The organism is Falsiroseomonas sp. E2-1-a20, from assembly GCF_051433195.1.
Taxonomy (GTDB): Bacteria; Pseudomonadota; Alphaproteobacteria; order Acetobacterales; family Acetobacteraceae; genus Falsiroseomonas.
Genome location: NZ_JBHMFT010000002.1, coordinates 221,912 through 243,198 on the forward strand (window position 1 = coordinate 221,912; position 21,287 = coordinate 243,198).

At 65.2% G+C, this 21,287-nt stretch carries 14 protein-coding genes and 4 pseudogenes; 5 read left to right on the forward strand and 13 right to left on the reverse strand.

Annotated features, from left to right (window positions below):
* Positions 1-281 precede the first annotated feature (281 nt).
* Positions 282-3,386 (forward strand): annotated as a pseudogene (locus tag ACFHPP_RS03555) (type I restriction endonuclease subunit R); the annotation flags it as partial.
* A 348-nt stretch (positions 3,387-3,734) separates the two neighbouring features.
* On the opposite strand, the gene ACFHPP_RS03560 reads toward ACFHPP_RS03555, so the two are convergent.
* The 3 genes from ACFHPP_RS03560 to ACFHPP_RS03570 are packed head-to-tail and all read right to left on the reverse strand — an operon-like array spanning position 3,735 to position 8,412.
* Positions 3,735-4,988, reverse strand: coding sequence for a patatin-like phospholipase family protein (locus tag ACFHPP_RS03560; RefSeq protein ID WP_437161888.1), 1,254 nt, complete (start codon positions 4,986-4,988; stop codon positions 3,735-3,737).
* Entirely contained in the window at positions 4,985-7,273 is a 2,289-nt protein-coding gene (locus ACFHPP_RS03565; RefSeq protein ID WP_437161889.1) for a Mov34/MPN/PAD-1 family protein, read from the reverse strand. Before ACFHPP_RS03565 ends, ACFHPP_RS03560 begins: the two co-directional genes overlap by 4 nt.
* Positions 7,274-7,275: 2 nt before the next feature.
* Positions 7,276-8,412: a hypothetical protein gene (locus tag ACFHPP_RS03570; protein ID WP_437161890.1), complete on the reverse strand. Its 1,137-nt coding sequence runs from the start codon at positions 8,410-8,412 to the stop codon at positions 7,276-7,278.
* Positions 8,413-8,590: 178 nt separating this feature from the next.
* On the opposite strand from ACFHPP_RS03570, the gene ACFHPP_RS03575 reads away from it, so the two are divergent.
* The 3 genes from ACFHPP_RS03575 (at position 8,591) to ACFHPP_RS03585 (ending at position 10,397) form a co-directional block, all read left to right on the forward strand.
* Positions 8,591-9,190, forward strand: a complete 600-nt coding sequence (locus ACFHPP_RS03575) for a hypothetical protein (protein ID WP_437161891.1) — start codon at positions 8,591-8,593, stop codon at positions 9,188-9,190.
* Positions 9,187-9,609, forward strand: a complete 423-nt coding sequence (locus ACFHPP_RS03580; RefSeq protein WP_437161892.1) for a hypothetical protein — start codon at positions 9,187-9,189, stop codon at positions 9,607-9,609. The genes ACFHPP_RS03575 and ACFHPP_RS03580 overlap by 4 nt, the downstream gene beginning before the upstream one ends.
* 68 nt (positions 9,610-9,677) lie before the next feature.
* Positions 9,678-10,397, forward strand: coding sequence for an ImmA/IrrE family metallo-endopeptidase (locus ACFHPP_RS03585; RefSeq protein WP_437161893.1), 720 nt, complete (start codon positions 9,678-9,680; stop codon positions 10,395-10,397).
* A 466-nt stretch (positions 10,398-10,863) separates the two neighbouring features.
* Here ACFHPP_RS03585 and ACFHPP_RS03590 read toward each other — a convergent pair whose 3' ends face one another.
* The 4 genes from ACFHPP_RS03590 to ACFHPP_RS03605 all read right to left on the reverse strand — a co-directional run bounded on the left by ACFHPP_RS03590 (position 10,864) and on the right by ACFHPP_RS03605 (position 14,180).
* Positions 10,864-11,088, reverse strand: a complete 225-nt coding sequence (locus tag ACFHPP_RS03590) for a hypothetical protein (protein ID WP_437161894.1) — start codon at positions 11,086-11,088, stop codon at positions 10,864-10,866.
* Positions 11,089-11,269: 181 nt separating this feature from the next.
* Positions 11,270-11,845 carry a 3'-5' exonuclease gene (locus ACFHPP_RS03595; RefSeq protein ID WP_437161895.1) on the reverse strand — a complete coding sequence of 192 codons (576 nt, stop codon included), beginning with the start codon at positions 11,843-11,845 and terminating at the stop codon, positions 11,270-11,272.
* Positions 11,842-12,777, reverse strand: a complete 936-nt coding sequence (locus ACFHPP_RS03600; RefSeq protein ID WP_437161896.1) for a tyrosine-type recombinase/integrase — start codon at positions 12,775-12,777, stop codon at positions 11,842-11,844. Before ACFHPP_RS03600 ends, ACFHPP_RS03595 begins: the two co-directional genes overlap by 4 nt.
* An 83-nt stretch (positions 12,778-12,860) precedes the next feature.
* Positions 12,861-14,180 (reverse strand): tyrosine-type recombinase/integrase, encoded by a 1,320-nt coding sequence (locus ACFHPP_RS03605; protein ID WP_437161897.1) that lies wholly within the window; start codon positions 14,178-14,180, stop codon positions 12,861-12,863.
* Positions 14,181-15,064: 884 nt separating this feature from the next.
* Here ACFHPP_RS03605 and ACFHPP_RS03610 point away from each other — a divergent pair.
* Positions 15,065-15,262 (forward strand): annotated as a pseudogene (locus tag ACFHPP_RS03610) (transposase); the annotation flags it as partial.
* Between the two features lie 21 nt (positions 15,263-15,283).
* On the opposite strand, the gene ACFHPP_RS03615 reads toward ACFHPP_RS03610, so the two are convergent.
* The 6 genes and pseudogenes from ACFHPP_RS03615 to ACFHPP_RS03640 form a co-directional block, all read right to left on the reverse strand.
* The gene (locus tag ACFHPP_RS03615) at positions 15,284-15,631 is read right to left on the reverse strand and encodes a transposase (protein WP_437162085.1); all 348 of its coding nucleotides are present in this window, start codon (positions 15,629-15,631) and stop codon (positions 15,284-15,286) included.
* A 271-nt stretch (positions 15,632-15,902) separates the two neighbouring features.
* Positions 15,903-16,358, reverse strand: a pseudogene (locus ACFHPP_RS03620) (IS110 family transposase); the annotation flags it as partial.
* A gap of 265 nt (positions 16,359-16,623) precedes the next feature.
* Positions 16,624-17,555: pseudogene (locus tag ACFHPP_RS03625) on the reverse strand (IS5 family transposase).
* A gap of 73 nt (positions 17,556-17,628) precedes the next feature.
* Positions 17,629-18,807: a glycosyltransferase family 4 protein gene (locus tag ACFHPP_RS03630; protein WP_437161898.1), complete on the reverse strand. Its 1,179-nt coding sequence runs from the start codon at positions 18,805-18,807 to the stop codon at positions 17,629-17,631.
* Positions 18,804-20,069, reverse strand: a complete 1,266-nt coding sequence (locus ACFHPP_RS03635) for a phenylacetate--CoA ligase family protein (protein ID WP_437161899.1) — start codon at positions 20,067-20,069, stop codon at positions 18,804-18,806. Before ACFHPP_RS03635 ends, ACFHPP_RS03630 begins: the two co-directional genes overlap by 4 nt.
* On the reverse strand, positions 20,066-21,262 hold the full coding sequence (locus ACFHPP_RS03640) for a polysaccharide pyruvyl transferase family protein (protein WP_437161900.1): 1,197 nt from the start codon (positions 21,260-21,262) through the stop codon (positions 20,066-20,068). The genes ACFHPP_RS03635 and ACFHPP_RS03640 overlap by 4 nt, the downstream gene beginning before the upstream one ends.
* Between the last annotated feature and the right edge of the window lie 25 nt (positions 21,263-21,287).

A 21,287-nucleotide genomic window follows, 5' to 3' on the forward strand; every position in this document is an offset into this window, starting at 1 on the left:
TCTGCCCAGCAAAAAGCGTACCCTACCTCGGGAACATCAGGGACAGCTGGAACCGCAACTGCCACTCAGGACCCAAATCGGGCCGGATGACATTGTAGTAGGCGCCCGCCTGCCCATTCAACGCCTGTTCGCCGATCCGAAAGATCTGCCCGAGAGCGAGACCTAGTGGCACAGTCCACTCCTGCCCGCTCCGAGCTTCCCAGTTCGCCGTGATCAGCGGGGAAAAGGATAGGTACGTCCCAGGGGACGTCGGAAAATTGTAGGTCGAGGATCCGGCGCTCCTCCTGTTTGCCGAGATGGGGTGGACGTCGAAGTCGCTGCTGGCCGAGTTCGAAAATGGCGCCAGCACCGAGGGCCGGGAGACCCGGCGTGAAGCCTTCCTGCCTCGACGTCTCCGCTCTGCACTCGGCAAGCTAAACCCCACACTTGATGGCGCGGCGCTTGACCGGGCTGCCGATGAGATCACCCGGTCCCGCTCATCCATGGATTCAGTGGCGGCCAACCGCGAGGTCCTGCGCCTGCTGCGAGATCGGGTCTCGGTGCAGATCGTGGATGGGGAGGGTCAGCCCACCACCGTGTCTGTCACGGTGATCGACTGGGAGGACACGACCCAGAACGACTTCCTCATGGCCAGCCAAGTCTGGTTCGCCGGGGATCTTGGCCAGAAGCGGGCCGATGCGGTCGGCTTCGTCAACGGCATCCCACTGTTGTTCTGCGAGTTCAAGGCGCCAACGCAGCCGGTCCGGGACGCCCTCGACGGCAACATTCGCGACTACCGGACAACGGTCCCGCAGGCCTTCGCCCCCACCGGCTTTGCGCTCATCTCCAATGGTCATGAGACGCGCCTGGGGGCCGTGGAGGCGCCCTGGGAGCATTGGCTGGAGTGGAAGCGCCTGGAGGAGGACGAGGCCCCCAGGAACAGCCTGGAGGTCGCGATACGCGGTGCCTGCGAGCCCGAGCGGTTCTTGGATATCGTCGAGAGCTTCCTTGTCTTCCAGGAGGAGGCGCAGAAGACCGGTGACGTCAGGCTGGTCAAGAAGGTGGCCCGGAACCACCAGGTGCTTGGCGTCAACCGCGCGATCCAGGCCGTGGGGGACATCGGCGCCAACCAGGGCTGCCTCGGCGTCTTCTGGCATACCCAAGGCTCCGGCAAATCGCTGTCCATGGTGATGTTCGCTGAAAAGGTGCATCGGAAGGTTCGCGGCAACTGGACCTTCGTGGTGGTCACCGACCGGACGGAGCTGGACGACCAGATCGCCCGGACGTTCGCGGAATGCGGCGTGGTGACCGAGGACATCCACGCGGTCCAGGCATCTTCGGCTGCCGACCTCCGGCGCCTTCTCCGGGAAGACCACCGGTATGTCTTCACGCTGATACACAAGTTCCGGCCCGAGGCAGGCAAGGTCATGGAGGTGCTGTCCGAACGCGAGGACATCATCGTCATCACCGACGAGGCGCACCGCAGCCAATATGATGTGCTGGCCCTGAACATGCGGACCTCCCTGCCCAAAGCCGCCTTCATCGGGTTCACCGGTACGCCACTGATCAAGGGGGAGGAGGAGCGAACCCGCGAGGTCTTCGGCGACTACGTCTCGATCTACGACTTCAGCCAGAGCATTGCCGATGGCGCCACGGTGCCGCTCTACTACGAGAACCGGATCCCGGAGGTGCTGCTGTCCAACGGCGCGCTGGGCGATGACTTCCAGAGCCTCGTTGAAGAGTCATCGATCGACGAAGAGGCTGAGGCGCGACTTCAGCGACAATTTGCCCAGGAATACGCGCTGCTCACCCGCGACGACAGGCTGGAGACCATCGCGGAGGACGTGGTGCGTCACTTCGCCGGTCGAGGCTACCGGGGGAAGGCCATGTTCGTCGCGCTGGACAAGGCAACGGCCGTGCGGATGTACGACAAGGCCCAGACGCACTGGCAGGCCATGCTCGCGGACAAGAAGGCCAAGCTGGACCACGCAATGCCCGGGGACCGACAGGCGCTCCAGGCCGACTATGACTGGCTGCGTGAAACCGAGATGGCGGTGGTGGTCAGCCAGGGCCAGAACGAGATCGAGGAGCTGGCAAAGAAGGGCCTCGACATCGAGCCGCACCGCAGGCGCATGGTGGCCGAGAAGCTGGACCTGAAGTTCAAGGACGCTGACGACCGGCTTCGGTTGGTGTTCGTGTGTGCGATGTGGATCACGGGCTTCGACGTCCCGACGTGCTCGACGATCTACCTCGACAAGCCGATGCGGAACCACACCCTGATGCAGACCATCGCAAGGGCAAACCGCACGGCACGGGGGAAGACGGCTGGCTTGATCGTCGATTACGTGGGGGTCTTCGGGAACCTGAAGCGCGCGCTGGAGGTGTATGCGACGGGCGGCCGAGAAGCCCCTGCAATCCGTGACAAGGCAGCGTTGATCGGTGAGATTGAGGCGAAGCTGCGCGAGACCAAGGACTGGATGCAGCAGCGTGGTGTCAGCGTCGGTGCCATCGTGGCGGCACAGGGCCTTGCCAAGGGCGATCTGATCGGCGGTGCCCGGGCAGCGCTGACCCTTCCAGACGATGTCCGCATGGCCTTCCTGCGGCTCTCCTCGCAGCTCTGGGCGGCGTTGAAGGCTGCGTTGCCGGATCCCATGGCCAGTGCCCTGTTCCCCCAGATTGACGTGGTTCGGAAGATCGACACGGCCATACGGGAACATTTGCCGAAGCCTCGGCTGGCCGACATTGCCGCCGAGATGGAGGAGTTGCTGGATCGCTCAGTGGTCGGCGTCGAGATCACCCGGCCTCTCCCCGACCCGGACAGCATGGAGGGTCTGGTCAACCTGGGAGCCATCAACTTCGACAAGCTGAAGACGCTGTTTGACAAGGGGCGTGGGCAGAGCGCCGTGCAACTGGCCCGGAATCAAGCCGAGACCAAGGCCCGGAACCTCGCCGCGAAGAACCCGACCCGCCAGTCTTTCCTAGACCGCTACCAGCAAATCGTGACGGACTACAACGAGCGGAGGCTAACGGCCGAGGAGGTCTTCGCGCAGCTGCTGCGGTTCCTCGATGAAATGGCCGAGGAGGAGAAGCGGGAAGCCAGAGAGAAACTTGGTGAAGAGGAATTAGCGCTGTTTGACGTGCTGACCCAACCGAACCCTCAGCTCCCACCCGCGAAGCGTGACGAGGTCAAGGACATCGCCAAGCAGCTCCTAGACAAGCTGCACGCCCTGTTTCGAGGGATCGATTGGCAGTCCAATCCAACGATGCGCGCCAAGGTCCGCACGACGATCAAGGCCACGCTGCGTCACCTGCCGGATGAGTACGACGACAACCTCTGGGAGGCGAAGGTGGCTGCGACCGTTGATTGGGTCTTCAGGCGCTACGCTGGCGCGTCGCAGTCGGCGTAGTCGTCTGACAGCGTTCGCACCGGAACGCTGCGTCACGGGTCCGCGGGAGCAGTGGAGGCGATGTACATTGCGGAGCGCCGGGAGCTTCTACTGCTGTCGGCTTCCCCGTTTCCTGACAACAAATACTCGCATCCCCTTAATATTTGGTAGGTCGCTGGAGCATCGCTTGTCATCGGTGTGGAGCGTGGCGTGTCATCAGCCGAACTTTTTGAAGCATAGCCTGTCAGCAGGCGACAGGCTTCGGCACATGCTTCCTTGAGCCTCGATCTGCCTGAAAGCCACCAGAGCCGACAGGGCATCCCCACGAGGAGAGCGGGGTCAGCAAGCATCCTACCCCACGGGGTAACGTCAAGCTTCCCCATCACCCGGGAGAAGATAGGGAGCGTGTTCGCGAATCACAGCGAGCGTCAGTTGTTCCCCGCGTTTAGACAGCTTCTCAATCCAAGCAGACGGCATAGCAGAAAAATTAGTCGGGTAGTCCGCAACCTCCTCCCGTCGCACGAGGTCGGGAGGAGGAAAGGCCAGCCTGTCATCCGCTTGGTCCAAATAGGGCAGCGCAAAGCCCCGAAGCTGCCCGGACGCCTTCAGGTCGAACAGCCGCTTCATTGAGGCGTTTTGGGCACGGTTGAACACGGTGTTGAAGACAGCCAGCATTCGAGGCAACAGGAAGAGCGAAGGACTACCCGTTCGCAGCCCGTATCCTGCGCGGCAAGCGACAATCGTGTCGACGGGTTCGACCGCAACGCTGATCTCGTGGTCGCGGTCCGGCCAGAGCGGCGCCAGACCCAGGTTGTCGTAAACGCCGCCATCAGTCAGCGTTACCCGCTCTGCCCGAAGCGAGCCGTCGCGCTTCCGAAAGGTCGGCACCTCATCCAGCGCGGGCAACAGGAGTGGAAAGGCCGCTGATGCAGCGACTGCATGCGCCAAGGACACCTTTCTCGAGTCTAGCTTGCCGATGCGCCAGCTGCCTGCGTCCTCCGATGTGAAATAGAACGCCGACCCTGTCGTCAGCTCAGCAGCGACGACGACTAGCTTTGGCTTGTCCGACGCGAGGCTACCAAGGGTTCGGCCTTGGAAAAGGACCCTGTCGAACGTGCGGCGCAATAGGGTTGTCCGGCTGGCAAAGCGCCTGGGCATCCATCGGTTGCCGTCCGGTGACGTGGCCGCATCAGCGCCTGTGACCCGGTGCATAACCCAAACGAGAATGCGGAGAGGAACGCTCCATGCCCATGCCGAGCACAGGGTGATGACCGAGACGACCGCCTTCAGCCCCTCGGTTGTGGTGAATGCCGTCTTGATTGCTGGCCGAACGAAACCGTTCTCGAGCACCGTCTTGGTCCGGTCATCGAAATCCTCGAAGGATCCATCGTGGGCGGCCCACATTGCACCGATGACGCTGCCGCCGGAGACCGTCGAGATAACCCTAGCGCGCTGAAGTATTCCTAATCGGTGAAGTGTCCGTAGACAGCCCAGGTGGAACGCCATGGCTCGTGAACCTCCACCCGAAAGGGCGATACCAATGGTCGGTGCTGTGGCACGCGTCAAAGACGGGCTGACTTCGGAGCCAGACGCGGCAATCGCGTCCCGAGACGCGTCGCTCATGAGCGCCGATCCGATCCGGAGAAGACGTCGCGTGATATCCGAATGGTGGACACGACGGATTCCTGCCCGTCTCCCACGATCATCATCACTGGCGGGATGCCCTCACGCCCCAGCTCACCGCACAAATGGCGGAGCTGGACAGTATCGACACTGCTTGGGGATGCCCCATGCCCGATAGGGTGGCTGTGCCATTCCCCGATGTAGCGAACCTGGTCGCGTGTGATGGCCTGGATTTCCCGCAGTCGGTCCAGCAAACCGGAAATACCGCGTTCAAACATTCCTGGTGTGCCGACGCTATCGCTGGGTGGGTCGAGTGCATCCACCACGATGATTGATTGGCGTTCTGTATCCACGATCCCCACGAGCGCGCCGCCCGTCTCAGACGGAAGAGCGGCCTTCCGCAGGTCCTTCATCCGTTCGAGTATGCCGTCGTCGTATGACACCTTCCACTCGCCGAAAGCGACTTGATGCGGCGTCCGGGGCGCGTGTTTCACCACCGAGACGCCTCCATCAGCGTCCATGGTCCAGACAGTTATCCGGGCCCCATCGTTGTCGAGTGTCGTCGCTAGACCACGCGCTGTAAGCGCCGAGAGCGCCATGACGTTGGTTTCCGGGATGCGGGCGCTGACGTGACGACAGGCGCCCGTGTAACGCAATCCGCCCGGCGGTGGGACAAGATGGGACCGCAGGGCACCATCTCGGAGGAGCACGCGGTAATACTGCGCTTCCAGCGCATCAAGCCGGACCGTGCGAGCCGCATCTTCCGACAGCATTACCGCCGCCGTTCCAGTCGGGTTGAGAAAGACCGACACTCGCCTCGCGCGACCTTGCCCATCTGCCAGCCTTCGGGCCACGGCGACTGAGGCCGACGCGTCGATGATAACCTCCTCATTGGCGATCCGCGCCTCAAGATCAGGTCCGCTTCCAGCGGGCGCCAGGGCGTTGCAGTCCACCGCGCGCGCAGCGTCCTGCTCGCCGAGGAGCATGCGGACCTCATTGGCCAGGGCCTCGGCCTTATGCGCTCCCAGCCACCGACGTCCCAGGGTGTGCCGGGCGAGGTTGTGCGGAAGCAGGTGGTCGGTGTCGAGGATTGTCCAGGAGAACCTGCCCTCGCGCGCCAGGGCCATAGCGAGGTGTGAGCCGATGGCGCCTGCGCCAATCAGCGCGACCCGGCGAACGTCCGGGTCGCCTAAACCAGCACACTCGCTCGCCAGCGCGCGGTCGAACTCCGCATGCACCGGAAGGCTATCGATCTTGATCTCGTCCAGCCTCTCAGGAAGCCCGATGCGGAGATTGCGGCCGAAGGGCGTCGCCCTGCGGGCCTCGGGCGCGTCCCGCGGATATCGAAAGAGCACCCCCAGCCGCTCGCCGAGGTCGCCTAGGCCGAGCGGAATGAAGAACGCCTTGGCGTCCTCGGCCGACACTGGCTTGCTGTCATTCCTCGAAATCGGCGTGATCACTAAGACAGCCACAGCCATGGTGTCGCTGTGGGGTGGCTCCATCACCTTGCAGGCTGCGTCCCGCAGCGCAGAAAGCAGGTCAAAGCCACATTCGTTGAGTGCCCCGATCAGCTCGGCCAACGTCCCGGGAGCGGAGCGGATGGCCCGCATGGCCTGGGGCGGAAGCCTGACCGGGACAATCTGCAATTCCTTCGTGCCCTGCCCGCCCGGCTGGATGTCCTCCACGAAGTGGTAAAGCCGCGCCTGCTTACCGCCCGCACCACCAAAGAGCTTCATGTAGGATGCCGATGCGTCGGGCTGTAGAAAGGCCCGTGGAACCGCCACATCAGGACCCGTTGCCACGAATAGAGGATCAAGTGCCTGGACCTCGTCCGAGAGGGCACCACTTGCTGCCGCACCCAGCCACCACCGCACCCTTTCGACGAAGGACAACGGCGTCCAGGTGGCACGCGCTTCGGCCCAGGGCCGATCATCAACGCACGGGTATCGCATGAACCCGGTCGGCACGGCGTTCTGATGCGGCGTCTCGGGGAAGTCTGGCCGAGCAGCCAGTGCGACCGGCGTGCGGTCGTCGGCGGGCGTGAAGACAGCCGCGATTGGCTCCAAGCGCCGGATGTCGGCAGCCAGATCCTGAGGCCGCTCAGCCCCAATCTCGAAGACCACGGTTTCTTGGCCATCCGCCTCCCGCCTGCGGCATTCCAAGAAATTGGCTTCCGCGTGGTCGTCGGATGCGAGGTAGATGGCCAGCGCTCGGGCACGGGGTAGCTGAAGCCCATCCGTGCCGATGACGGTACCGAGTTCGTCGAGGACGGGATGGAGCGCCATGATCAGCCTGCACGGACCGGGGACGAGGAAAGAACTGTCGCGGGCGCCGCCAGGACGCTGATCAGCTTCGCCCCCTGGGCCGTCACCTCGATCTCGGTCGGACGCGGATTGGTCTTGGTGCGCTCCATCGTCACCGCGAACTCACCGTCGCGCTCGAACGTTGACTGGACGCTCTTGTAATAATTCGCGGCTTCCCGATGCGGCGGCTGGAGGTCTTTATCCTCAGGCGTGCCCGCTGCCGGAATCTCCCAGCTCGTCGAAACCATGATGCTGCGACGCTGCCCAGCCTCCTCATGCAGCCAGCGGACCTCGGGCACAGGAACCGTGCGGTTCTCCCCTTTGACGTCCGAGAGCGACAGATACGAGGAGTGGTGGGGCACCTTCATGATGTCCCATTCAAGCCTCGCGCTGTTTCCATGCTTGCGCGAGATGTTCACGATGTCCTTGAGGCCACGCCATTCCATGTCGGCCGTGAACAGGGCACGGGTGTCACGCATCCCCTCCCGGAAGGTGGCCTGGAACACCACGCTATCCTGGTTCCTGTCCTCAACCCCGCGGTCATCGCGGCGGTATCCGAACGGCGCATGGATGAAGAACTCCACCCCCTCAGGCCCGAACCTGTTGTAGCCGGGGACCAACTGACCAGCGTCGGTGATGAGGTGCCTGCGGCTTTCGATGGAGAGGCCATTCCTCTCAAGCCAGCCCGCCAGCGCCTCGGGGCGCGAGAACACCCGAATTCCGTAACCCCGCCGGAGGCGGTATTTCGCTTCTTCCCGGATCACCCGGGCGCAGTCTTCGCAGCCCACTTCAGTTATGGCCCCGGCCGGGACCCACAGATCCTGGATCTTGATGCGGTCGCCCCCCTGGTACTTCGAGGCGTGGTCAAACCAAAAGAAATCGCTGGAGCCGCAGACGTGGTCCTTATCCAAGTGTGTGAAGCACACGATGTCGAAGGCGTCACGCCTAGCTGCCCGGAGATCCTTCCGTAGTTCGACCGGAAGGTCGATTCGCTTATCGTAGGGGTCCGCGGCGTTTCGCATGTTCGCGAAATCGACCAGCATCTTCCGGCCATCGCGAAGGTCGATGCGGCTCGTGTCGGCGTTGCCCAGAGGGAACAGCGTTATCTTGGGAAAACTCATGTGATCCAATCTCCTGACCTTGTCTGCGGGGGCGCCCGGACGGCTGCACCCGCCCCTAACCCTTGATGCGCGCGGCAAGGGCCCATTCGGACATCGGGAAACAATTGACCCGGAGCGATTTGGTCGCTGGACTGAAGGGAGGGGTGTCCGAACGGGCGGCATCGCGACGCATGGAGTGATGGAGATGCAGGAGGCACCAGGCGTGGCCCGCCACCAAGAGGATGAGCGAGCGCCCGACGAATTTAGGGAGGCAGTTCGGCGCCTCTCCGACACGGACTGGGAACGCCTCCGGAGAATCGCGACGGCACTCGCCGTCGGAAGAACGCTGGAAGGGGAGGATCTCATGCAAGGGGCAATGGCACGCGTGCTGGATGGAGGCCGCCCCTGGCCGCGCGATGTCGAAATCCTCCCTTTTCTCGCGGGGGTCATGAGGAGCGTCGCGCATGGCGAACGGGCCAAGATAAAGCGGTTTTCAGTTCGGCAGCCGATTTCGCTCTACAGCCACACTGGGGACCTGGCCATCGACCCGGAATCCACTTCGGCAACCCCTGAAGAGGTGGTTGCGGAGGACGAGGAGTGGTTTCGAGTTCGTCAGGGCATCACGGTGATGTTCGGTGACGACTATGATGCCCAGGTGCTGCTGGAAGGGATTATGGAGCGACTAGAGGGCGAAGAGCTTCGAGCGCTGACCGGGCTTGACCTGAAAGGTTTTGCCAGCAAGCGGCGGCTTATCCAGCGGCGACTGACCAAGCTGAAGGCCAATGGAGGTCCAAAATGACCAAGAAGCGGCTTCAATCGGATCGAGACGCAGTCCAGCGGCTGGAGGATGCCCTCATCGAAGACATCCTTGGGGCGTCCGACGAGGACATCAGGGCAGAGGCTCGGGCTGACGGGATTGATCTTGAGCGCCAGGCCGAGGCGATGCGATCAATGTTCGAGCGTGAAATCGTCCAAGCTGGGAAGGCAAAGATGGCGGCCGCGCGGTCTGGCCTGGTCGCCTACCAATCAGGCTCTTCACAAATGATTCCGCCGCCATCTGGTTTCGCGCGCCCTGGGACAAGGCGCACCGCAGAAGCACAGAGGCTCACCATGGCCGCCCGTAACGCGAGCGAGCAAACGGAGCGTGATCTTGAAGGTATCGAGGAGGACCTCGCCGAGCTGAAGGCGATTCAGGAGGAGCAGGAGAAGAAGAGTTGACGTCCGCTCTGACACCCGCGGAGAGGTTGCTCCAATCACTTGGGGTAACGGATCCTGAAGAGATAGACTTGGAGGCGATCGCTTGGCATCTGGGCGTCGTCAAGGTGAAGTACGCCCGGCTCGACGGATGCGAGGCGCGCATCGTGGGCGTGGGCGACAAGGCTATCATCACCGTAGATGACCGCTCGATACCCCAGAGGGGCCGATTTTCCGTGGCGCATGAACTCGGACACTGGCACTTCCATCGGGGCCGGACGTTGCTGTGCCGATGCGAGGACATCAGCGAGGGGGGAAGCGCCAACGGTCTTGAGCGGACAGCGAACAGGTTCGCCGCTGAACTGCTGCTGCCGTCGTACCTGCTATTGCCGATGGCCCGGAAGCAAAAGCAGCTAACTCTTAAAATTCTTCGCGAAACAGCGACGCGGTTCCGCACCAGCCTGTCGGCAACGGCCTTCCGTCTTGTTGAAGCGGGCCAAAGCCCGACAGTCCTCATCTGCCATAACGTAAATCGCCGCAGGTGGTTCGTGCGCTCTCCCGACGTGCCGGAGCGATGGTATCCGCGCGACGACCTGGACTCGGAAACGTATGCGTTCGGCCTTTTGCATGGGTCAGATCCAGAGCAGCCGTCACCACGCAAGATGCCCGCTCAGGCTTGGTTCGACCGCGGTGAGGCAGCGCGATACGAGGTCACGGAGCAGTCCTTCAGGTCTGGCCCGGGCGAGATCGTCACGATTGTGACGATCCAGGATGATGACATGCTCGAAGAACGTGAGCGGCGCTGGCGCTGACGGAGACGTCGCGCCATCAGCGTTCCGAGCGATTAAAAATTTCGGGCTTTGACGTCGTCCCTGCCACTCGTAATCGAGTCGCATGAGGAACCAAAAGAAACTCAGCCTTCATTTTCCGCAACGTATGTGGCCGACTTTTGCGCCGGTTTCGCTGGCCGAAATCTGGCATGACACGAACAAATCGAATTATGTAGTAGGCCCCGACGGCAAACGACTTTCCCGGTCGGGATCCACTTCAAGGCGCCGCAGAGCCTGTTCGACCACCCGCTCTGGCCGATGCCCGCCCGAAGCTCGAACCGCACACTTAAGAAGCTCCGCATCCACAGAAACAAGCCTGGTCGTCCGGGCGCCGCGCATGTGGAGCCACGCCCGAGTCAGCGCCAGGGCCGCGATTGTCAGCATGGCCACGAGGGTGACAAGTAAAGGCGAACCCATCACGTCCTCCCACCGATCACTGGAATGGCGGTCACCATCGTGCGCCGACTTCCAGCCACTGAAGCACCTCCGCCAATGGCCGTTCCACCCTGATCATCCTGCCGCCCGGCAACAGCAGCAGCGCGCCGCCATCATCCTTGCAGACGGCGCAGACCGACGTGGCGACGACGGCGTGCATCCGCCCCTCGTAGTCGCGCAGGACTACGTAGCGCCCAACGCGGGTTCCTTCTTCCAGCTCGGCGTTCGGCATGGTCATGCCGCATGCCGGACGTGGGTGACCAGCGGGACGGTGAACTCCGCCAATTCCATCGGCTGACCCTGGCCGTCGAAGCGAACCGTGATGTGGTGCGAATGGCTCCTGCCACGCCACCGCACCTGAGCCAGCGGAACCAGCAGAAACACGTCTTCTTGGTCCGGCACCGCGGCAACACAAGCTGTCATTCTGCCCAGGCTCCACAGGCTCTGTTCAGCCCGGACCATATCCGCCACAGAGACGCAGCGTCCTCGAAGGCACGGTGCCGAACCCGATCTCCGGCAGCCTCCTCGGCGAAAGCTTGAGCAGTCAGGCGCCGCGCAAGATCGCGGTATGCTGCTTCGGCCAGTCCTCGCTCTATGCCGGAAGTGGTCAGCCGATGCCAAAGCGGCTCGCGCGAAAGCCGGAGAGCGTCCGAAAAAGGGAAGATCTCCAAGCTGCAGGAGGCTCCTGCCGCCTTCATCAAGCGGTCCAGCCAGAACTGGTCCGCACCAGGCGCGTCGGTGAACACCCTACGGCCGCGAAGTGCCTTCAAGCAGATGGTCGCCACCTCCGTCGCTGGTCTTCCCGACGAGGCCAAAACGTCCCAGGAAAGGCCGTGGAGTGCCTCCGCGCCGACCGACCAGGATTTCCAGTCCGGCTCCGGGCGGATGAGGTGCGCCTCACCGGTGCCGTCGTCCAGAACCCAACCGATCTCGATGGGGTAGCTATCCGGTCCCAGACCCGACGCTTCAAAATCGAGGAAGGCTAGCGGCGTCATGGCCGCCCACTCCCATGCATCCCGCCGGAGATAACCGCCCGTGAGGGGGGGAACCCGTCGACCAGCAGGTCCGCGTACTCCTGCATGAAGGATCGCCGCTCATCGAGTCCCGGATCGGAACAGCCGCAGGTAATGCCTTCTGCTTTTTCAGCACCAAGGCACGCGCTGACGAGGGCAAGGCGGTCAGGATGTTTTCCGGACATGACGTGACGGAAGACGTGGCGCCAAATGTGAACCGTCTCAAGCGCCCGGATGGAGCCTCGGCCGGACAGCCTGACTAGGGCGCTCTCCGATAGCGGCTGATGCGACGACTGCGCGACCGGGAAGACCAACGACGTGTGGCCGCCGATGGCCCTGGCGGATTGAAGCACCTCGCATGCCTGCCTGGACAGTGGGTGCATGAAGTGCCCGCCGGACGGAAGCGGCATGCGCCAGACCGCACTGCGGGTGTCCAGCCAGGCGAACTGGGACCACTGCGAGGTGCACACCGACTCCGGCGCGGCCGCCGTGACCGCCGCAAACCGCAGTGCCAGCTTTGACGTGCGCTTCCCCTGTGCTGCCTCGACGGAGCGCAGCAAGGTGCGTGCGCTGTCGAGATCGAGGGCGGACAGCAACGGCCGCGACTCCCTTCGTCCCCGTCCGTTCAGCTCACGTGCAGGATTCAAACCGTTAGGGATGAGGCCCAGATCCTCCGCGAACGTCATCATGGACAGCAGCGCATGGCGAACTCGGTTCGCGGACTCCCGCTTTCCCGCTTCCTGAATCGGCTTGATCACCCTGTCCCAAAGCATTTCCGCCGTGATCGAGCGGACAGGGACGTGTCCGACCTTCGGCTGGATGTGGGTGCGCCAACGATCGATGACCTTCTGCTGGTGGAAGGGCGACCAACTGGCGGCCTTATGCTCGTGCCATCGCTCCGCGACGGCATTCATCGTGGCGCTGTAAGGCGGAGGAGGCCGGTCATCCTCCGCCCGAAACCGAAATCCCCGTGGCTTTCTTGGCATTGCCCGGCCTCCTAGTGCCGGGGGCCGTCGAGGAGATCCGCCGGTAGCACCAGGCCCGCGGTCAGAAGGTCCGCGTACTCCTGCATGATCTCGCGGCGGCGGTCGATGAGGCCATCCCTCATGTACGCTGCTTCGACCTCCTCGAACGGGGAGTGCGCGAGGCACAGGTCGATTACATGCCGCTCCCGTGTGTGGCGCTTGTTCATGATGCTGGAAAAGGCCGCGCGCGCGCCATGGCCGGAGTGGACGCCCTTGCCCCCCGCGCGATAGATGAGGAACAGGATGTCGTTCTCGGAAATGGGCTTGGTGCTGTTCCGGACGGACGGGAACACGAGGTGCCCACCGCCAGTCACCTTCTGGAGCTCCAGCAGGAGCTCGGCCGTCTGGCTCGCCAGCGGCAGCACGAACGGCTGGCGCGACTTCATCTGGACGCCTGGGATCAACCAAACCGGCTCGGGGCCATGAAGCCCCTGGAACTGCGGCCACTCTGCCGCCCGAAGCGTGCCCGTCCTGACCGCAGTGAGGTGGATGAACCTGTTGGCCGCCTTGGTCACCGGCTGCCCAGGAAGGGCATCGCACTTGGCCAGGAAGTCTTGCAGTTGGTCGATATCGATGATCGCGGGCTGATGCTGGACCTTGGGCGCCGCCAGCAACACCTTCGCGAGCTTCTCGGTGGCCGGGTTTGCAAAGCCGTCTGGAACGTACCCTTCGATCTCCAGCGTGTCGTAGAAGGTGCTCAGCATCCCGCGTAGGTCATGCATCGTCCTGAGCGTCCCCCGCTCCTCAATGGGGCGCAGCACCAGCCTCAGAATTGCGTCCCGAGTGATGGTCGCGACGTGCATGGACCCGATCTGCGGGTACACCTCGCGCTCGAAGAGGCGGTGCACGCGCTCCTTATGGCCGGGCACCCACTGCTGGCGGTTGATCCAACGGCGCGCGAGCGTGTTCACGGAGAACTCCCCCGCGTCCTCCGCCTTCGCCTGCGCCGCCTGCAATTCGCCCGCTGTCTCCTGCCGCTCCTTGACGACCATGGGATCGTAGCCCGCCTCAACGAGAGCCATGATCTCGTTTCGGGCTTCCCGCGCGGCAAGGATGCCGAACCGCTTGGGCCCCGGGGCGCCCTCCTCGTAGACGCCGATCTGAAAGGATTTCTCGACGCCTCCGAACATGTAACGAACCTGCCAGTACCGCTGCCCGCTCGGCATGATGCGGACACGCAGGTTGTTGCCGTCGCTGATGGTGCAGGGCTTCGCCTGTGGCTTCGCCCTGCGGATCTCCGCATCGGTCAGTAGCTTCCTGCGCTTCGGCTTCGGGCCTTCATTGGTGGTCACGTCCGCCTCCTGTGGGTCTTCGGCGGACGCAGGGATTAGTCACATATGGATGGCGCCCAAACAGCCGCGTTGGTGTCGGTGTGGAGCTTTCCGGCACGGTGAGGTGCGGTGCTGAAGTCCTCGGCTCGCATTGTCGTGAACGAGGGCATGTGTTGAGCGAGGAGATCGGACTTCCGCTCGTGGAGGCGGGACTGCGAGGATCGGCCTCGGCGCGTGCCCGGTGAGGCCGAGGATGGCGGGACGGAGGACTGGACTGCGCGGCGACAGGGCTTGGCTCAACGACACTCGTAGGCCCGGGGTCTGGGCAACAAGCAATCAGGTCATGCAGCAGGACGCAACGATCATAAAATGCAACGAATTATAAGTGGCGGAAAACCTTGGCTTCAGCCGATTCGTTGGACTTTAGCACCGAAAAAAACGGGTAACGAATGTTGACGGCTGCTTTTACCCGCCCCTTTTACCCGCCCGCCGTTCCGCCCCCCTGATCCGGTGCGGTGCGATGTTGACCGGAATGTTGACGGTTCCGCCTCTAAGCGCTTGGAATACGCGGGTGTTCACGCCGCGTTCTTGGCTCGGAGACTGGCGAGGAAAGACCCCGAATCCAATGTGGCGGACGGGGTGACAGCCCGCTTACCTGACTAAGTATCTGTGTACGCGACGTATGTTTCGACGCGCAGCCCGAGATGTACCCCTAAAAATACCCCAACAGCATGTCGGTTCGTGGAGCGGTCGCGTCCCGGGTGGTGGTGTAGGAGGGCCAGAGCCCGGGGCGCGTAGCGAAGCCCCTTGGCTGAGCGGAGCGGAGCGCCCCGGGCGGCCACCGCGGTGATCTTCGGTAGGGTTGGGTTGCTGAGACCTGCAACCCTAACCTTGGACCGACCACGATGACCGACGACAAGATCGCCCTTCGCGAGATACTGGAGAAGGGCTCCGACGCGACCTTCCTGCGCGAGATGATCGGCTTTGCCGCCCAGCGCCTGATGGAGTTGGAGGTGGGCGAGGTGACCGGCGCCGCCCATGGCGAGCGCAGCCCGGACCTGCTGGTCCAGCGCAACGGCTACCGCGAGCGCGACTGGCAGACGGCTCTGAAGCTCCTATATCGGTCAAGCGGTTGCTGGAGCAGTTTTGGGCGGGCCGGGCGGCCGGCAGAGATAGCCGAAGATCTCGCGGGCCACGAAGCGCTTGAGGCAGCGGATGATCTCGAGCTTGCTCTTTCCTTCGGCGGTTCGGCGTCTGACGTAGTCGAGGGTGGGCTGGTGCCCCCGCATGCGGACGATGACCACACGGTAGAGAGCCGCGTTGGCTTGGCGGTTGCCGCCTCGGTTGAGCCGATGCCGGTTTGTCTTGCCGCTGGAAGCCGGGATGGGGCAGGCGCCCGCATAGCTTGGCCAGCGCTGCCTCTGATCGGATGCGCTCGGGGTTGTCGCCGATGACGATGAGCATCTCGGCAGCGGTGCCCGCGCCTATGCCGTGCGCCTGCACTAGGTCGGGCGCGAGTTGCTGGGTCAGTTGCTCGAGATGAGCATCATGGTCTTTGATCTCCGCATTGAGGGCCAGCCAGCGCCGGGCGATGGCACGCAGGCTGGTTTTAGCGGAGGCTGTGGTTGAGGTGAGTGGGCCCGGACGCAGGGCAGCGAGGTGGCGGAGCAGTGTCATCTTCCCGGCCAAGCAGCCGAGCTGCTCGCGCAGCGCCGAGGGCGCACTCACGATGATGGCTTTGAGCGTCAGCATGGCCTGGCTGCGCGCCTTGACGGCGGTGTCGCGGGCGACCTTCAGGTGGCGGATCATCTCGACGGTGCTCGTGCCGGCCTTCGGCAGTGCCGTGGCCTGGCCAGCGAGTACGCTGCGGGCGGCGCTTTCGGCATCGAGCGTATCGTCCTTACCCTTCTGATGCCGGAGCTGCCGGCTGGGCCGATTGACCTCGAAGACGGAGTGCCCCTTCTCGCACAGGAACCGGGACAGACCGGCCCCGTAGGACCCGGTGCCCTCGATACCAAAGGCGCGGATTGGCCCGAGGGACTGCGCCCAGGCCTGCAGGGCCTGATAGCCTCCGCTGCTGGTCGGGATGGTCAGGGTGCCGAGCCGGGCACCAAGCGTGCTGAGCGCCACGGCGGCGTGGGTAGACTTGTGGGTGTCGACGCCGACGATGACCTCGGTGCTGGGTAGGGTCTCGCTCATGATGAAATGCTCCAGGCTGAACGGGGCCTGATCATCGAACGGGCGGACAGAACTGTGACGGGATGGGACGCCCTCAAGCTCCTATGAAGTCACGAGCCGCTCGACGGACAGGTGCTGCCTGGAGGGCCGACACATCAGAGCCATGACACCCGGTCGGTCGACGCAAGGTCAGTTGCACAAAGGGTCAGACCCTCCAGGCCGCGCCCACATACTCACAGTTGCACAAAGGAGCTGACGGTCAGGGTTCCCCTATCCCCGGACAGCTTTATCCCACGGCTTCAGTGACGGGTATCCCGAGCGCGGTGAAGCCGTTCAGGACGGCCACACGAACCTGGAACTCGGCGACCCGGCGGTCGAAGTCCCTCGCGGACAGGCGTTGGCCCAAGAGTTTGACGCAGTGCATCTTGGTCTCTGCGCGGCTTCGGCGGTGATAGCCGCTCCATCGTCGCCAGATGGTCCGACCGAAGCGCCGCGATGCACGGAGGGCTTCATTCCGTGCGATCGCCCCGGCGCCATCGGCCTTCCAAGGCTTGGCGTTCTTCCGGGGCGGTATGATCGCGGCGGCGCCGCGGGCTGCGATGGCGTCGTGGCACCTGCGGGTGTCGAAGGCGCCGTCGGCGGTGACACTTGCGATCTCCTGGTCAGGCGGGATCTGATCGAGAAGCTCGGGCAACATCGGTGCGTCCCCACATCGCTGGTGGTGAACTCCGCCGCGCGGATTTCCAGCGTTTGCTCGTCAATTCCGATGTGTATCTTCCGTCAAACCCTGCGCTTGGCGGCACCGTGTTTGCGCGCGTTCCACTCCCCTTCGCCCTCGACCTTGATGCCGGTGCTGTCGATCAGCAGGTGCAGCGGACCCTGCGATCCGCGAAAGGGGATGTTGACCTTCAGGGTCTTTTGCCGTCGTCTCAGAGTGCTGAAATCTGGCACGGCCCAATCGAGGCCGATTAGCCGCAGGAGGCTCTCGACGAAGCCGGTCGTCTGGCGCAGCGCCATGCCGAACAGCACCTTCATCGTCAGGCAGGTCTGGACTGCGGCATCGCTGTAGATGGGCTGTCGGCCCCGCTTGCCGGTCGGCGCGGCTTCCCAGGTCACCTCTTAATCGAACCAGATCGTCAGCGAGCCGCGTCGCTTGAGCCCCTTGTTTTAGGCGGGCCAGTTCCTGGTCTTGTAGGTCGGCCGCGTCGGTCTGCTCATGCCGTGCAGCTATCACGCTGGACTCACGAGATGAATCCCCTTCCGGCCATCTGTGCAACAGAGCCGCACGGCCCTACTCGCGGTCGTCGACAGGCAGCGGTCGCAGGGCGGGCAGGAACAAGGCCTCGCTGGCCGGCAAGCCGCGGCGGCGCACGGCGAGGCAGTGCTCGAACAACTGGATGAAGGCGCGCACGACCTCCGGTGCGGTAAAGCTCGCGGCCCGCGCGCGGCCACGCTGGCCGAGTTCGCGCATCGCCGCCTCGTCCTGCATCAGGGGCGTGAGCACCTGCCGAAGCGAGGCGGCGGAAGCGGGCTCAACCAGCGCCGCGGCGTCGCCGACCACCTCGAGGCAGCCCTCGGTGCGCGTCGTCACCACGGCGCAGCCGGCCTGCATCGCCTCGAGCAGGACCATGGGGAAGTTCTCCTGCAGGGAGGGGAGGACGAACAGTCGGGCCGAGGCGTAGAGCGCCGGCAGCTCCTCGCGCGCGACGAGGCCGAGGAAGCGGGCGGGGACGCCTCGATCCCTCGCCAGTGCGCGCAGCGCCGGCAGATGTGGCCCGTCGCCGGCGATCACCAGCTCCCAGCCGGGCGGCAGGTCGGGAAAGGCCTCGATCAGATGCTGCACACCCTTGCGTGCGACGAGGCGGCTGACGACGAGGATGCGGTCGTGGCGCTCGACCACCGGGGCTGGCGGGATGTCGAGCGGGTTCGGGATCACCACCGCCGTCGGCCCGCCGTGACGGGCGATCAGCCTGGCGAGGAAGTCGGACGGGCTGGTCACCGCCGCAGCACCTTCGAGGATGCGTCGCCAGGCGGGGGCGATCAGGCGGTGCAGCAACTCGAAGCGGTCGGGGTTGTAGCCGGGCACGTCGGAGCCGTGCGCGGTGAGCACGTAGGGAAGGCCGGTGCGCCTGCGCAAGAGCCAGGCGACAATCCCGCTTGGGACGACGAAGTGGCAGTGGACCAGATCGAAGGGCTGGGCAGCGTGCCGGACGAGCGCCGTCCGCCAGGTCGGCCAGATCGTGGTCAGGAGCTCGGCCGCGGTGCTCGAATGTCGATGGCGGCGCAGGCAGGCGAAGCGGTGTATGCGCACGCCGCGGATGACCTCCAGGGCCGGCAGCCCTGCCATGCCCGAGGTGACCACCTCGACCTCGTGCCCGGCCTTGACCAGCGCCTCGGCGAGCGCCTGGCAGGCGGTGGCGCCGCCGCCGCCGACCGGGGGATATTCGTAGTTGAGAGTAAGGATCCTCATCCTGTCGACCTCCGATCGAGGCGGCATTCGACCGCTCGGAACTTGTGCCCGGGCGGCGGGTCGAGCGAAGGTGCCCGTACGACCCGGATCGCCATGCCGTGGCCGAGGATCGGCCGGAGCAGCGCCTCGACCTCGCGCGCCACGGCGGCCGTGTCGGCGCGTGGCCCCTGGAGGCGCACGGTGACCGCGTCTGGGGCTTCCTGGATCACCTGGAAGCGGTCGATCCCGGCGAGCCGCTCCTCGAGCGGCTCGGTCAGGTGGTAGGGCGAGAGAAGGCTGCCGCCGGGGAGGTGCACGCAGTCGACCAGCCGCCCCTCGATGCGCAGCACGCGGGCGAGGGTGCAGCCGCAGTCACAGGGCCTGTCCGGCCCAGCCACGGCGAGGTCGCCGGTGTCGTAGCGGATCATCGGAGTGCCGAGGAGGCCGAGCACGGTGACCACGATCCGTCGCGCCGCTTGGCCTGGAACGGTAAGGAGCTCGACGATGGTCACGTCCTCGGCCAAGTGATAGGCCCCGCCAGGGGTGCACTGCCAGCCGAGCAGCCCGGTCTCGGTCATGCCGTAGAGGTCGTGGACCGGGGCGCCGAACACCTCGCCGAGCAGGCGCCGGGTCGGGCGGTCCAGGCTCTCGGCGGTGCTAACCACGGCGCGGGGTCGGTGCAGCGCGTCACCCAGCGGCCGCGCCGCTAGGGCGAGCTGGGCCAAGGGGGTGCGAAAGCCGTAGAGGATCGCCGGCCGCAGCTCCAGATAGGCCCCCAGATGCTCCTCGGGCGTCTGCTCACTCGGGATGTGGTGCCAGCGCAGCCAGCGCGGTGGCGGCCGGCGCTCTCCATTGCTGAGCAGCATCACCCGCTGCCCCGGCCGGTAGCCCGCCGCCCGCATCGCGCGCAGGAACGCCGCCTGTCGCAGGTCGACGAAGCCCGGATCGTAGCGCACGGTGAACGGACGGCCGGATGAGCCGCTGGTGACCGCGTTCTGGAGCCCGCAAGGGGCGAAGGCGGTGCTGGTCCGGGCCGGGAGCCCCGCCGCCTGGAGGTCCGCCTTGGTCGAAATCGGCAACTTTGCGAGATCGGCCGGGCCGCGCACGTCCCCCGGCGCCACCCCGCTGCGCGCGAAGAGGTCGCGGTAATAGGGCACGGTCGAAGCCGCGTGCGTGAGGAGGCGGGAGAGGCGTCGCGCCTGCAGCCGCTCCAGGCGGTTGCGGTCGAGCCGGCCGCTCCAGGCGAGGCGGCCGATCGCGTCCAGCTTGCCGGCAAGGCTCATGTCGCGAAGGCCCGGCCGGCAGTTCGGGCCTCGGTGAGGCGGGCGGCGAGGAAGCCACGCACGCCGGCGGCCAGGGCCTCGATCCGCTCCGGGTCAGCCCGACGGCCGGCGAGCGCCGCCTCCAGGCTGGCGGCGAGGGCGTCGACCCGCCCTTCGCGGACGAAGCCGGCGACGTCGTGCACCTGTTCGGGCATGCCGAGCAGGTCGAACAGGCCCTGGAATTTCGGGTTGTAGGCGAGGCCGACCACCGGCGTGCCCATGCTGGCGGCGAGGATGGTCGGGTGCATGCGGCCGCCCAGCATCGCCTGCAGCTTCCCGGTCACCGCCTGGTAGAGGGGCGGGTCGTCGATCCGCAGGACCTGCCCGGCCTTGCGCCGCATGCGGGCGAGGATGCCGGCGGCCAAGCGGTCGTCGGCCTCGTGGGCCAGGGTGTATGTGGGCAGGAAGACGATGTGGGCGCCGTGCCGCTCGACCATCCGGTCAAGCAGGCGGGCGAGGAGGTCGAGCAGCCGCTCGCCTTGCGGGCCGGCCTGCGGATCGGGCAGGCCGAGGCGCCGGGCGAGGCGGTGCGGGATGAGGCGCGGCGCCGGTGGGAACCAGCGCCGGGGTGCCACCCCGATCAGCGGCCGGCCGTCCTGCGGCACCCCGTGGTCGGCGAGGTAGGCGGCGGCCCGTTCCGGCCGAGCCGGGCGCAAGAGCAAGGCCGGATCGGCCAGCAGCGCGACCGGGCGCGCCGTCAAGGGGCGGGCGGCCGCGGCGGCCTCGCCGTCGCGCACGGAGACGGTGCTCATGCAGGCGAAGGCGAGACGCGCGGCCAAGCGGCTGGAGTGGGCGCGCAAGGGGCCGACGCCCAGCGCATAGCCGGCGATGCGCGGCTGGACGAGGCGCATGAGGAGGAGGCGCAGCGCCCAGTAAGGCATCTTGATCAGGCTGTCGTCGTCCTGGAACAGGCCGCCGCCGCCGCACAGCACGAGATCGGCCCGGGCTGCGGCGAGCAGGAGCGCCGGCAGGCCGGCCAGACCCGGCCGCAGCGCCCGCACGCCGAGCTGGCGCCCCGCCCGCTCGCCATGACGCGAGACCACCGCGATCTCGACCTCGGGCCATCGGCACTTCAACTCCTGGCACGTGGCCTGGAGGATCGCTTGATCGCCCAAGTTATTGTCGACATCGCCTCCGAGAATCACGATCCTCATGAATGAGCCTTTCGCCTAGGTCACG

What these genes read in the sequence shown, in the direction of transcription:
- ACFHPP_RS03560 (WP_437161888.1), bottom strand. Translation starts at nt 4,988, where the DNA reads ATGAGCGACGCGTCTCGGGACGCGATTGCCGCGTCTGGCTCCGAAGTC.
- ACFHPP_RS03565 (WP_437161889.1), bottom strand. Translation starts at nt 7,273, where the DNA reads ATGGCGCTCCATCCCGTCCTCGACGAACTCGGTACCGTCATCGGCACG.
- ACFHPP_RS03570 (WP_437161890.1), bottom strand. Translation starts at nt 8,412, where the DNA reads ATGAGTTTTCCCAAGATAACGCTGTTCCCTCTGGGCAACGCCGACACG.
- ACFHPP_RS03575 (WP_437161891.1), top strand. Translation starts at nt 8,591, where the DNA reads ATGGAGATGCAGGAGGCACCAGGCGTGGCCCGCCACCAAGAGGATGAG.
- ACFHPP_RS03580 (WP_437161892.1), top strand. Translation starts at nt 9,187, where the DNA reads ATGACCAAGAAGCGGCTTCAATCGGATCGAGACGCAGTCCAGCGGCTG.
- ACFHPP_RS03590 (WP_437161894.1), bottom strand. Translation starts at nt 11,088, where the DNA reads ATGACCATGCCGAACGCCGAGCTGGAAGAAGGAACCCGCGTTGGGCGC.
- ACFHPP_RS03595 (WP_437161895.1), bottom strand. Translation starts at nt 11,845, where the DNA reads ATGACGCCGCTAGCCTTCCTCGATTTTGAAGCGTCGGGTCTGGGACCG.
- ACFHPP_RS03600 (WP_437161896.1), bottom strand. Translation starts at nt 12,777, where the DNA reads ATGAATGCCGTCGCGGAGCGATGGCACGAGCATAAGGCCGCCAGTTGG.
- ACFHPP_RS03630 (WP_437161898.1), bottom strand. Translation starts at nt 18,807, where the DNA reads ATGAGGATCCTTACTCTCAACTACGAATATCCCCCGGTCGGCGGCGGC.
- ACFHPP_RS03635 (WP_437161899.1), bottom strand. Translation starts at nt 20,069, where the DNA reads ATGAGCCTTGCCGGCAAGCTGGACGCGATCGGCCGCCTCGCCTGGAGC.
- ACFHPP_RS03640 (WP_437161900.1), bottom strand. Translation starts at nt 21,262, where the DNA reads ATGAGGATCGTGATTCTCGGAGGCGATGTCGACAATAACTTGGGCGAT.